The sequence below is a fragment of the Leclercia sp. Colony189 genome (assembly GCF_009740165.1).
Lineage (GTDB): Bacteria > Pseudomonadota > Gammaproteobacteria > Enterobacterales > Enterobacteriaceae > Enterobacter.
Genome location: NZ_CP046557.1, coordinates 4,134,495 through 4,146,568 on the forward strand (window position 1 = coordinate 4,134,495; position 12,074 = coordinate 4,146,568).

Annotated in this window: 14 protein-coding genes; 11 read left to right on the top strand and 3 right to left on the bottom strand. The window is 59.2% G+C overall.

Features of this window, described 5'->3' with window-relative positions; translation table 11 throughout:
- Nucleotides 1–62: 62 nt before the first annotated feature.
- Entirely contained in the window at nt 63–431 is a 369-nt protein-coding gene (folB, locus tag GNG29_RS19645) for a bifunctional dihydroneopterin aldolase/7,8-dihydroneopterin epimerase (protein ID WP_103177002.1), read from the bottom strand.
- A gap of 107 nt (nt 432–538) precedes the next feature.
- Between folB and plsY the strand changes: the two genes are divergently transcribed.
- From plsY to ureG, 9 genes are all read left to right on the top strand, one after another.
- A complete protein-coding gene (gene plsY, locus GNG29_RS19650; protein ID WP_103177003.1) occupies nt 539–1,153 on the top strand; it encodes a glycerol-3-phosphate 1-O-acyltransferase PlsY in 615 nt (204 codons plus the stop codon).
- Between the two features lie 725 nt (nt 1,154–1,878).
- Nucleotides 1,879–2,706, top strand: coding sequence for an urease accessory protein UreD (locus GNG29_RS19655; RefSeq protein WP_103177004.1), 828 nt, complete (start codon nt 1,879–1,881; stop codon nt 2,704–2,706).
- A gap of 10 nt (nt 2,707–2,716) precedes the next feature.
- Nucleotides 2,717–3,019, top strand: coding sequence for an urease subunit gamma (locus GNG29_RS19660; RefSeq protein ID WP_039031754.1), 303 nt, complete (start codon nt 2,717–2,719; stop codon nt 3,017–3,019).
- Nucleotides 3,020–3,028: 9 nt separating this feature from the next.
- Nucleotides 3,029–3,343 (top strand): urease subunit beta, encoded by a 315-nt coding sequence (locus tag GNG29_RS19665; RefSeq protein ID WP_103177005.1) that lies wholly within the window; start codon nt 3,029–3,031, stop codon nt 3,341–3,343.
- Nucleotides 3,336–5,039 carry an urease subunit alpha gene (gene ureC, locus GNG29_RS19670; RefSeq protein ID WP_156655241.1) on the top strand — a complete coding sequence of 568 codons (1,704 nt, stop codon included), beginning with the start codon at nt 3,336–3,338 and terminating at the stop codon, nt 5,037–5,039. Before GNG29_RS19665 ends, ureC begins: the two co-directional genes overlap by 8 nt.
- Before the next feature lie 9 nt (nt 5,040–5,048).
- The gene (gene ureE, locus GNG29_RS19675; protein ID WP_103177007.1) at nt 5,049–5,507 is read left to right on the top strand and encodes an urease accessory protein UreE; all 459 of its coding nucleotides are present in this window, start codon (nt 5,049–5,051) and stop codon (nt 5,505–5,507) included.
- Nucleotides 5,508–5,516: 9 nt separating this feature from the next.
- Nucleotides 5,517–6,056, top strand: a complete 540-nt coding sequence (locus tag GNG29_RS19680) for a HupE/UreJ family protein (protein WP_103177008.1) — start codon at nt 5,517–5,519, stop codon at nt 6,054–6,056.
- A complete protein-coding gene (locus GNG29_RS19685; RefSeq protein WP_156655242.1) occupies nt 6,056–6,730 on the top strand; it encodes an urease accessory protein UreF in 675 nt (224 codons plus the stop codon). Before GNG29_RS19680 ends, GNG29_RS19685 begins: the two co-directional genes overlap by 1 nt.
- 9 nt (nt 6,731–6,739) lie before the next feature.
- Nucleotides 6,740–7,357, top strand: a complete 618-nt coding sequence (gene ureG, locus GNG29_RS19690; protein ID WP_103177010.1) for an urease accessory protein UreG — start codon at nt 6,740–6,742, stop codon at nt 7,355–7,357.
- Nucleotides 7,358–7,388: 31 nt separating this feature from the next.
- On the opposite strand, the gene GNG29_RS19695 is transcribed toward ureG, so the two are convergent.
- The gene (locus GNG29_RS19695) at nt 7,389–9,491 is read right to left on the bottom strand and encodes a S8 family serine peptidase (RefSeq protein ID WP_156655243.1); all 2,103 of its coding nucleotides are present in this window, start codon (nt 9,489–9,491) and stop codon (nt 7,389–7,391) included.
- A gap of 369 nt (nt 9,492–9,860) precedes the next feature.
- On the opposite strand from GNG29_RS19695, the gene GNG29_RS19700 reads away from it, so the two are divergent.
- On the top strand, nt 9,861–10,529 hold the full coding sequence (locus GNG29_RS19700) for a response regulator transcription factor (protein WP_103177012.1): 669 nt from the start codon (nt 9,861–9,863) through the stop codon (nt 10,527–10,529).
- Nucleotides 10,530–10,549: 20 nt separating this feature from the next.
- Here the strand turns inward: GNG29_RS19700 and tsaD are convergent, their stop codons facing one another.
- Nucleotides 10,550–11,563, bottom strand: coding sequence for a tRNA (adenosine(37)-N6)-threonylcarbamoyltransferase complex transferase subunit TsaD (tsaD, locus tag GNG29_RS19705; protein WP_103177013.1), 1,014 nt, complete (start codon nt 11,561–11,563; stop codon nt 10,550–10,552).
- A gap of 237 nt (nt 11,564–11,800) precedes the next feature.
- Here tsaD and rpsU point away from each other — a divergent pair, with 237 nt between their 5' ends.
- The gene (rpsU, locus tag GNG29_RS19710) at nt 11,801–12,016 is read left to right on the top strand and encodes a 30S ribosomal protein S21 (RefSeq protein WP_001144069.1); all 216 of its coding nucleotides are present in this window, start codon (nt 11,801–11,803) and stop codon (nt 12,014–12,016) included.
- Nucleotides 12,017–12,074: the final 58 nt, after the last annotated feature.

Sequence of the window (12,074 nt, forward strand, 5' to 3'; positions counted from 1 at the left end):
GTAACCGTAAAAGGAACAGCTCTAAGACTGATTTAACAGGAATTGGTTTAACTATTATACCTTTAAATGTTTCCTTTCAGATTTTGGCTACGTTCGATAATGACCCCGACATTGGCCGCCCGCGCAACCGCCCCCGGCTTGCTGACTTTGATACGCACCCATGGGGAGTTGAAGCGGCTGAGCAGCAGCTCCGCGACTTCTTCCGCCACACGCTCCACCAGCGCAAAACGCTGGCCTTCCACGTGACTGATGACCGCGTCACTCACGTCGGCATAGCTCAGACAGTCGTTCACATCGTCGCTTTTTGCCGCGGCGAGGTTATCCCAGCCCATTTCGATATCGAACACGAGTTTCTGCTCGATGGTCTGCTCCCAGTCATACACCCCGATAGTGGTGATTACCGAAAGTTGCTCTATAAATACTATATCCATCACGACCTGCCTGGTTTTTGGCTAAACCGGATACCACTCCCGGCGAATTATGCGTATTATCCACAGATGCTAAGTACAAAACGACATTTTCAAAACGGAACAGCGTTATGAGTGCAATCGCGCCTGGAATGATCCTCCTCGCCTACCTTTGCGGCTCAATTTCCAGCGCCATTCTGGTCTGCCGTATCGCCGGGTTGCCTGACCCACGCGAGAGCGGCTCCGGGAATCCGGGAGCGACCAATGTACTACGAATTGGCGGCAAAGGAGCAGCCGTAGCGGTTCTGATTTTTGACGTTCTGAAAGGAATGCTTCCCGTCTGGGGCGCGTATGCACTGGGCGTCACGCCGTTCTGGCTGGGGCTGATTGCCATTGCCGCCTGTCTGGGCCATATCTGGCCGGTTTTCTTTGGTTTTAAAGGTGGAAAAGGCGTCGCCACCGCGTTTGGCGCCATTGCCCCCATTGGCTGGGATCTGACCGGCGTGATGGCCGGCACCTGGCTGCTCAGCGTGTTGCTGAGCGGCTACTCTTCGCTTGGCGCCATTGTGAGCGCGCTGATTGCGCCATTTTATGTCTGGTGGTTTAAGCCGCAGTTTACCTTTCCGGTGTCGATGCTCTCTTGTCTGATCCTGTTGCGTCACCATGACAATATTCAGCGGTTGTGGCGGCGTCAGGAGACGAAGATCTGGGCGCGGTTGAAGCGGAAGAAGAAAGAGACGCGGTAGGGTTATTCTCGCCTGGTAGGGTTTTATATAGCTTGAGTGGAATCGTTCCGTTCACTCCTGGTCCTCTGCTTTCTGACTGCCTCTCTGCGGTGAACGTGTTAAGGGGGCTGCCGCCGCCCCCTTAACAATCCCGGCTCCCGGCAAAGAAAATCGCCGCTTCGCGGTCCCCTCAGCTTATTCCCTTCGGCTTTCGGGTCGGGCGTGATCCTACATCCATGTAGGTCACGCCCTCTCGGCGCATCCCTGCGCCTCGCCCCGGCCTGCGGTCAACGCTTCGGCGATTTTCAGCCGGACCAGGCAACTCCTCAACCTCCTCAGCCGCCTGAATGTGGCACGGGTGTTGAGTCCCCGCTGAAATCGGCGAACCGGAGACCGGATGACAAGGGCTGGACGCCAGGGATGGCGGCCAGAGGCGAATCGAGACAGGATGTCGAGTTGAGCCGACCGCAGGCAGCAGGTCGTAAGGTGAGCGTAGTGCGAAGCACCGATTTCGTCGCGGGGCCGCGGGGATTGCAAAGGGGGCGGCGGCAAGCCCCCTTTGCACGTTCACCGCAGCGGGATACCCATAAAGCAGAAAAGCCATAGTGAACGGAACCCTTCCACCGCTGCCCCAAAATACTTCATCCCCGCTGATAACCGCCCCCATCCATAAGCGACTCATATGACAGCCTTCATTTCCGCCAGGGCATACTAAAAAAACCCGACGGCGAGCAGATGGATAAAGCATGTCAGCAACTCAGGCGCATGAAAAAACAGTAAAAGGCTGGCAGGCATCCCTTGCCCTGCACTTTTCCTACTCGCCTGAGAAAACCCTCCTCCACTCTGCCCGCCACGTCGGGCCACTCACCGTGCAGCGCCCCTTTTATCCCGAAGGTGAAACCTGCCACCTCTATCTGCTGCATCCCCCAGGCGGGATTGTCGGCGGGGATGAGCTGGCGATTACCGTTCATCTTGCGGCCCATAGCCACGCGCTGATCACCATGCCCGGCGCCAGCAAGTTCTATCGCAGCAACGGCGTCCTGGCGCGGCTGGATCAGCACTTCACGCTGGAGGAGAACGCAACGCTGGAGTGGCTGCCGCAGGACACCCTTTTCTTTCCCGGGGCACAGGCCGCCCTGCGCTCGGTGTTCCATCTGCAGCGCAGCAGTACGCTGCTGGCCTGGGAGCTGTTTTGCCTGGGCCGCCCGGTGATTAATGAGCCCTTCAGCCACGGTCGTATTGAGAGCCGTCTCGAAGTCTGGCTTGAGGGTGAGCCGCTGTTAATCGAGCGCCAGCACCTGGCCGACGGCGATCTGACCCCCGTGGCGGAACATCCGTGGATCGGCACCCTGCTGTTTTACCCGGCGAGCGAAACACAGCTGGAGGAGGCCCGCGAAGCCCTGGCACCGCTGGAGCATTTCGCTGGCGCGACCCTCACCGACGGCCTGCTGTCGGTGCGCTTCCTCGCGCACGACAACCTGATTTGCCAGCAGGCGATGCGTGAGATCTGGCAGCGCCTGCGTCCGCAACTTACCGCCAAAGCCCCCTGTTCGCCCCGAATCTGGCACACCTGAGAGAAGCACGATGGAACTGACCCCCAGAGAAAAAGACAAGCTGTTGCTGTTTACCGCCGCGCTGGTCGCCGAGCGTCGTCTCGCCCGTGGCGTAAAACTCAATTACCCGGAATCGGTGGCCCTGATCAGCGCCTTCATTATGGAAGGGGCGCGCGATGGGCAGACGGTTGCGGAATTAATGGAAGCGGGCCGCCATGTCCTGACCCGCGCCCAGGTGATGGAGGGCGTACCGGAGATGATCCCGGACATCCAGGTGGAGGCCACCTTCCCGGACGGCTCCAAGCTCGTCACCGTTCACAATCCGATCCTGTAAGGGGGCAACATGATCCCAGGGGAATATCAGATACAACCCGGCCAGATCGTCATTAACGCGGATCGCGATACCCGGACGGTGATCGTCGAGAACCACGGCGACCGCCCGATCCAGGTCGGATCCCACTACCACTTTTTTGAGGTAAACCCGGCGCTTAAGTTCGATCGTGAGGCGACCCGAGGCTACCGGCTGAACATTGCCGCCGGTACCGCCGTGCGCTTTGAACCGGGGCAGAAGCGCGCCGTGACGCTGGTGGCTGTGGCAGGCGCGCAGCGTATTGTGGGCTTTCGTGGCGAGGTGATGGGTGAGGTCAACCATGGCTGAGATTTCACGTCAGGCATATGCCGACATGTTCGGCCCCACCACCGGGGATAAAGTCCGTCTCGCCGATACCGAGCTCTGGATCGAGGTGGAAAACGATCTGACAATCTACGGCGAAGAGGTCAAATTTGGCGGCGGAAAAGTGATCCGCGACGGCATGGGCCAGGGGCAGATGCTGGCGCAGGACTGCGTGGATCTGGTGCTGACCAACGCGCTGATCGTCGATCACTGGGGGATCGTCAAAGCGGATATCGGCGTGAAGGATGGCAGGATCTTCGCCATCGGCAAAGCGGGTAACCCGGACATTCAGCCCGGCGTGACGATCCCCATTGGCGCCGCCACAGAGGTGATCGCCGCCGAAGGGAAGATCGTCACCGCAGGCGGGGTCGATACCCATATTCACTGGATCTGCCCGCAGCAGGCGGAAGAGGCGCTGGTCTCCGGGGTCACCACCATGATTGGCGGCGGTACCGGCCCTGCCGCAGGCACCAACGCCACCACCTGCACGCCGGGGCCGTGGTATATCGCCCGCATGTTGCAGGCGGTCGACACGCTGCCGGTGAATGTCGGCCTGCTGGGTAAAGGCAACGGCTCCAACCCGGATGCCCTGCGCGAGCAGGTTGCCGCGGGTGCGATTGGCCTGAAAATTCATGAGGACTGGGGTTCCACCCCTGCGGCGATCGACTGCGCCCTGACGGTGGCGGATGAGATGGATATCCAGGTGGCGCTGCACAGCGACACCCTTAACGAGGGCGGGTTTGTCGAGGACACCCTGGCGGCCATCGCCGGGCGCACCATCCACACCTTCCACACCGAAGGGGCGGGCGGCGGCCATGCGCCGGATATCATCACCGCCTGCGCGCATCCCAACATTCTGCCCTCCTCTACCAACCCCACGCTGCCCTACACGGTGAATACCATCGACGAACACCTGGACATGCTGATGGTCTGCCACCACCTCGACCCGGATATCGCCGAGGATGTGGCCTTTGCCGAATCGCGTATTCGCCGGGAGACCATTGCGGCAGAAGATGTGCTGCACGATATTGGCGCCTTCTCGCTCACCTCGTCCGATTCACAGGCGATGGGCCGGGTGGGAGAAGTGATCATCCGCACCTGGCAGGTGGCGCACCGCATGAAGGTGCAGCGCGGCCCGCTGGCGGAGGAGTCGGGCGATAACGATAACCTGCGGGTGAAGCGCTATATCGCCAAGTACACCATCAACCCGGCGCTGACCCACGGCATCGCCCATGAGGTCGGGTCGGTTGAGGCAGGGAAACTGGCGGACCTGGTGGTCTGGTCCCCCGCCTTCTTTGGCGTCAAGCCAGCCACCATCGTCAAAGGCGGGATGATCGCCTGCGCGCCGATGGGGGACATCAACGCCTCGATCCCCACGCCGCAGCCGGTGCATTACCGGCCCATGTTTGGCGTGCTGGGCGCCGCCCGCCACGCCACCCGTCTGACCTTTCTCTCGCAGGCTGCCGCCGATAACAACATTTCGCAGCAGCTGAACCTGCAGAGCGCCACTGCGGTAGTCAAAGGCTGCCGGACGGTGAAGAAGGCCGACATGATCCACAACGGCCTGCAGCCGAACATTACCGTCGATGCGCAAACCTATGAGGTGCGCATTGACGGGGAGCTGATTACCAGCGCACCGGGAGAGGTTCTGCCGATGGCGCAACGCTATTTCCTGTTCTGAGGAGGACTCATGATCACCTTAACCCAACGCCTTGATCATCCCCATCCCGTTACCGCACACGTCACGCTGCCCATTGATGTGCGGGTAAAGAGCCGCGCCCGCGTAGTGCTTAACGATGGCCGTGACGCCGGGCTGATGTTGCCCCGCGGTCTGTTGCTGCGGGGCGGCGACCTGCTTGCCAGTGACGATGGTCATGAAGTGGTGGAGGTCATTGCCGCCCCCGAGCCGCTGTCGGTGGTGCACTGCGCGGACCCGTTCCTGCTGGCCCGCGCCTGTTATCACCTGGGCAACCGCCACGTTCCGCTGCAGGTCATGCCCGGCGAATTGCGCTATCACCACGATCACGTGCTGGATGAAATGCTGCACCTGTTGGGCCTGGACGTCACTTTCGCCACCCTGCCCTTTGAACCGGAAGCGGGCGCTTATGCCAGCGAAGGGCACTCCCACTCTCACGCTCATTCACATTAAGGATTAATTATGCGTAAGTTGTTACCCCTGCTTCTGCTGGCCTTCTCCCTGCCCGCGCTGGCCCATCCGGGACACGGCAGCGACAGTTTTCAGGCGGGCTTTTTCCATCCCCTGACCGGGCTTGATCATCTGCTGATGTTGACCGGCGCAGGCGTGCTCGCCGCCCTGAGCGGCCGCAGGCTGCTGATGCCCTTTGCCACTCTCGGCATGATGCTCACCGGGGCGATTGCAGGCAGCCTGCTGGGGGGCTTTAGCGGCATGGAGATGCTGATTATCGCCTCGCTGGCGGTGTGTGGTGCCATGATGTTCAAAACCGAAAACCGCCTGCTGCTGGCGGTGCCCGCGCTGGCGATGTTCCACGGCTGGGCGCACGGGGTGGAGATGGCAGGCCACAGCTTCTGGCTGTTTACCAGCGGCTTTATGCTCGCCAGCGCCGCGGTGCTGTGCGCAAGCTTTGCGGCAGGCCTGCTGCTGCGCCGTCACGACGGGCTGCGTAAAACCCTCGGCGGCGGGCTGATCGCCTCTGCCCTGCTGGCGCTGATGAGCTGATGGAGCCGTCCCGCCAGTGGTTGCGCCTGATGCAACTCGCCAGCAGCAGTCTGCCGGTGGGCTCTTTTACCTGGTCGCAGGGGCTGGAGTGGGCGGTGGAAGCGGGCTGGGTCACTACCCCGGCGGCATTCAAAGCCTGGCAGTGTCAGCAGATGGAGCAAAGCTTTTTCCGCGTCGATCTGCCGCTCTTTTCCCGCCTCTACCACGCCTGTGAACAGCAGGATCTGGCGAGCGCCGCGCACTGGACGGCGTACCTGCTGGCCTGCCGGGAGTCCCGCGAGTTGCGGGAAGAGGAGCGCAACCGCGGGGCGGCGTTTACCCGGCTGATCAAAAGCTGGGAGGCGGATTGCCCACCTGACTGGCTGGCGCTGTTCCCGCAAAGCCAGCTATGCGGTATGGCGTGGCTCGGTGTGCACTGGGGCATCGGCCTGCGCGAGATGGCGCTGAGTCTTGGCTACAGCTGGATCGAGAGCGCGGTAATGGCGGGCGTCAAGCTGGTGCCCTTTGGGCAGCAGGCGGCCCAGCTGTTGATCATCGAACTCTGCGATCGCTTTACCGACGGGCTGGCGCAGGCGCTGTTGCTTTGCGATGACGAACTGGGCGCCGCCACGCCGCTGTCGGCCATCGCCTCGGCGCGCCACGAAACCCAATATTCACGATTATTCCGTTCCTGAGGAGTCTCTATGTCTGAGTACAAACACCCCCTGCGCGTGGGCGTGGGCGGCCCGGTGGGGTCGGGTAAAACCGCCCTGCTGGAAGCGCTGTGTAAAGCGATGCGCGACACCTATCACCTGGCCGTCGTCACCAACGATATCTACACCAAAGAGGATCAGCGCATCCTCACCGAGGCGGGCGCGCTGGAGCCGGAGCGCATTGTTGGGGTGGAGACCGGCGGCTGTCCGCACACCGCCATTCGTGAAGATGCCTCGATGAACCTGGCGGCGGTAGAAGCCCTGAGCGAGAAGTTCGGCAACCTGGATCTGATCTTTGTCGAGAGCGGCGGCGACAACCTGAGCGCCACCTTCAGCCCGGAGCTGGCGGATCTGACGATCTACGTGATCGACGTGGCGGAAGGGGAGAAGATCCCGCGCAAGGGCGGGCCGGGGATCACCAAATCCGATTTTCTGGTGATCAATAAAACCGATCTCGCCCCTTACGTGGGGGCCTCGCTGGAGGTGATGGAGCGCGACACCAACCGCATGCGCGGCGAGCGTCCGTGGACCTTTACTAACCTGAAAGCGGGTGACGGGCTGGCAAACATCATCGCGTTTCTGGAAGAGAAAGGCATGCTGAAGGTCTAAAAAAAGCCTGGCGTGACGCCAGGCTTGCCGATCATTTACAGGTGTTGTTCGACGCCCCCTCTTCACGCCATACGCCCCAACTGCTGAAGCCTTTGCCCGGCTCTTCCTGGCCCGGGTTGACGTACCACTGGTTAAACCAGATTTTACCGTTGTGGGACACTTTGGTGCATTTCACCGGATAGGCAATTTTTGGGTTATAGGCCGGAACGATCTCTTTGGCCGGGGTTTCATCCTGGGCCGGGGTTTCGTCCTGGGCCGGGGTTTCATCCTGGGCCGGAGTTTCATCCTGGGCCGGGGTCTCGTCCTGGGCCGGGGTCTCGTCCTGGGCCGGAGTCTCGTCCTGGGCCGGGGTCTCTTCCTGCGCCGGGATGGCCGGCTTGCTGACCTTAATAGTCATGCTGTCCTGCGCTGTGCGACCGTCCGCGCCGGTGGTGGTCAGGGTAAAGACCGCATCGCCCTCGGTATTCGCCGGGATCACCGCGTAGGCATGGGCGCTGTTCACGCTGCTGCTCAGGGTACCGTTCAGGTTCTGCTGCACAAAGAAGGTGCCAGCGCCTTTGGTCACGCTCCAGTTATACGATTTTGCATTGAGGCTTTGGCTGCCGTCCAGCGGCCAGGTTTTCACCCCCGACGTGGGTGACTCCATGCTGTAATCCGCGCCCGCTGCTGCCGTCGGCGCCGGCAGGGTATCGCCCCCATCCTTCAGGGCCAATATTTTGGCCGCCGCCCGCGCCATATCCGGCTGGGTGCCGATGGTCTGCCCGGTGCCGCTGGCGGCCGGTGTTCCGGTCTCCTGGAGGATTTGACGCATCTGTAGCGGCGTCACGGTGATCCCATGCGCTTTGGCGATCCCTGACAGGCTGGCCACCACGCCCGCCACGATGGGCGTTGCGGATGAGGTGCCGTTGAAGCTGCTGGTATAGTTGGCGTTAGGGGCGTTATAAAGCGGGCCGTAACCGGTGGTGGTGACATCGTTGCAGCCCCAGGAGGAGCTGGTGACGCGCTTGCCGTAAGTACTGAAGTGGGCGCGTTTACCATCTTTGGCACAAAGCGCGCCGACGATAATCGCCCCGGAATCGCGAACGTTGGTATCCCACTTGCCGTTAAAGCCCGGCGCATCCAGGTTGATATTGCCGTTGCCTGCGGCGGTGACGACAAACACCCCTTTGTCAGTCAGGGCTTTGATAACATTGAAGTAGCTCTGATCGTTTTCAATCGGTATGTAGCAGTTTTTTTGACAGGTACCGGCCACTTCACCGCCGTAGGTCTGCATGTTCAGCGACACCACGTCCCCGGCTTTGAGCTGAGGGATCAGCTTATACAGATTGCTTGAAGGCCAACCGGCATAGCCCACCTTGCTCTTCCAGCTCAGCCCGCGCACCCCGGCCCCGATATCCCGCCCGGCCAGAATACCCATGGAGGCTGTACCATGTTCCCGCTCAGAGCAGGTGGCACTGGTGCTGGTGGCGCTGCCCTGGCTGAACGCGATGGGCGGTAAATTGACATGTTGCGGGTTCCAGGCGCAGTTTTCTGAAGAGACAAGGGTAATATCTTCACCCTCATTGCCTTTATAAAGGTTGACACTGTCGCGGTTAACCCCGCCCATAAAATAGCCCGCGCGCTTTTCATCCGGCGCTTTTAAATAATCCTGGAGATGGCGAAAATCTGGCACTGAAACCGCACCGAGGCTGCCGCTGGATGCTCTTAAGCCAGGTCTGACGGCGCTGTTCTCTCCCTGCTCCTCTTCCAGCGAAACGGGAAGTGATTCCGGATAGACCGCTTCAATATTTTGATTATGTTCCAGCTCGCTAATAATGCTGTTGATGTAGTTCTTATCCTGGTTCTTATCGCCCGGCAGATTAATACGCAAATAGCGATCGAAGCCGTAGCGCTTATTTATCGCCGCCATTTCGGTGGTATTTTTATCGGCGGGATACATGGCGGTGGCTGCCAGTGAAGGGTCGCTCAGGGTCAGCGAAGGCTGGACGCCCGTGTCTGTCGATGGTTTCAGCTTAACAATGATCGCATCGTAGGCAACGCCCTCCTCCGCCAGGGTGGCCTGAGGTACGGTATCGGCCCAGGCGGTGCTGGAGACGATCGCACAGATCAGTAACGATAAAATTCTTTTTTTCATTTTTGCCAACGTTCCTTAATGACATTTATTTATGTGAAATCCCTTTTTTCACAATGAAAGAAAATCATCGTCCAGCCAATAAGAGCCTTCTTCGAATAAATAAGAACTGTCTCTACGTGTATTAGTTTCCCGATCTTTTTTGAACGCGAAAATGTCAACCGCAACGCAGAGTAAAAATAACCAAAATAATATGCATAACGCGAAAACGACAGGCACTCAGGCGAATAATACCAGCCGCCATAGCGCAAGACATTTCTAATATTAAAAATATCTTCCAAAGGATAATTAATACGCTCTCGCGGGGGTTAAAATTGGTTTTATAAATACGCTGGCCGTTATCGTCTCAGCGTTCAATGCTGGAGAATTACGATGCGATTAAATTTAACCATTGCCGATGAGCACCCGCTGATTCGCCGGGGCGTCCGGGCGATGATCGACGACATGAATAGCGCTGGCGCAGCGATTGCAATCAACGATGAAACGGAGTCGACATCCGATCTGCTGAAAACGCTGACCCGAGAGCTTCCCGATATCCTGCTGCTGGGCTACACGCTTAACGGCGCCCACAGCGCCGATCCGCTAAGCCGTATGGAGGGGCTGGCGCTGGTAAAAGGCCTGCGCCAGCGTTTTCCGGGGCTCAAAATACTTCTGCTGGCCCGCTACAAGAATCCGCAGCTTCTCCGCCTGGCCATTGAGACAGGAGCAAAGGGGTACGTTAGCCACAATATAAACGCGAAAACCCTTCGCGACGCGCTCACCTGCTTAATGAATGACGACGTCTACGTCGAACCGGCGCTGCTGGAGCTGCTCTTCCCCGGTGAAAAGCCGGCCGCGGAGACACTCTCCGCCAGAGAAGTGGACGTGCTGCGTTTACTTTGTAAAGGAGGGAGCCTGACGGATATCTCGCGTCGCATGCACCTGAGCATTAAGACCGTGAGCGCGCATAAAATTCGGGCGATGGAGAAGCTGCGGGTGAAAAATGACTGCCAGCTTTACTGCCTGCTGGCCCGCACCCGGATGTTTGATATTACCTTTTAACATCCGGGCCGGGTGAAAGATCAGGCCGCAGGCAGTTCGGACAGTGGCCAGCGCGGGCGCACGGAGACGCTGAGATCCGCCGTGGCGTTCGATTTCAGACGCACCATACCGGCATAGGCGATCATCGCCCCGTTATCGGTACAAAATTCCGGGCGGGCATAGAAGACTTCACCGCGGCGTTTTTGCATCATCTCAGCGAGCTTCGCGCGCAGCGTGCGGTTGGCGCTAACGCCCCCCGCCATCACCAGGCGCTTAAAGCCGGTCTGATCCAGCGCGCGTTTGCACTTGATCATTAAGGTATCCACCACCGCATCTTCAAAGGCGCGGGCGATGTCGGCGCGTGTCTGCTCGTCGTCGTCATTATTCCGGATGGTATTGGCGGCAAAGGTCTTCAGGCCGGAGAAGCTGAAATCCAGACCCGGACGGTCGGTCATTGGCCGCGGGAAGACAAAGCGCCCTTCGGTGCCCTGCGAGGCCATTTTCGACAGCATCGGGCCGCCAGGGTAATCGAGCCCCAGCAGCTTGGCGGTTTTGTCGAACGCTTCACCCGCCGCATCGTCAATGGACTCGCCCAGCAGTTCGTACTGGCCAATACCGGTGACGCTGATCAATTGCGTATGACCGCCGGAAACCAGCAGCGCCACAAACGGAAATTCAGGGGGATTCTCTTCCAGCATCGGCGCCAGCAGATGCCCTTCCATATGGTGAACCGCGATAGCCGGAACATCCCACGCGAACGCCAGCGAACGTCCGATAGTGGCGCCCACCAGCAGCGCCCCCACCAGACCCGGACCCGCCGTGTAGGCCACAGCGTCAATATCTTTTGCCGTAAAGCCAGCCTCTTTCAGCGCCGCCTGGATCAGGGGCACGGTTTTACGCACATGGTCGCGGGAGGCCAGTTCTGGCACGACGCCACCGTAGTCGGCATGCAATTTTACCTGACTATACAATTGGTTGGCGACCAGCCCTTTTTCATCGTCGTAGATCGCGATGCCGGTTTCATCGCAGGATGTTTCAATACCCAGTACACGCATGACTTGTTTTACCTCACTCAGATACCGCGCAGTGTAGAGCCTGGGCGGGTTGATGTAAAACTTTCCTCACCCCTGGAGTTCACTTCGTGTATACTCCTCACCCTTATAAAAGTCCCCTTTCAAAAACGGCCGCGGTGCTTTACAAAGCAGCAGCAATTGCAGTAAAATTCCGCACCATTTTGAAATAAGCTGGCGTTGATGCCAGCGGCAAACCGAATTTATAAAGGTGAGAGTTACATGCCGGTAATTAAAGTACGTGAAAACGAGCCGTTCGACGTAGCACTGCGTCGCTTCAAGCGTTCATGCGAGAAAGCAGGTGTTCTGGCTGAAGTTCGTCGTCGTGAGTTCTATGAAAAACCAACGACCGAACGTAAGCGCGCTAAAGCTTCTGCTGTGAAACGTCACGCGAAGAAACTGGCTCGCGAAAACGCACGCCGTACTCGTCTGTACTAATCTATTGAGGACGCACGTCCTCAGTCGTCAGACAGAGTAGTAGTCGTAAGGCCGTGCT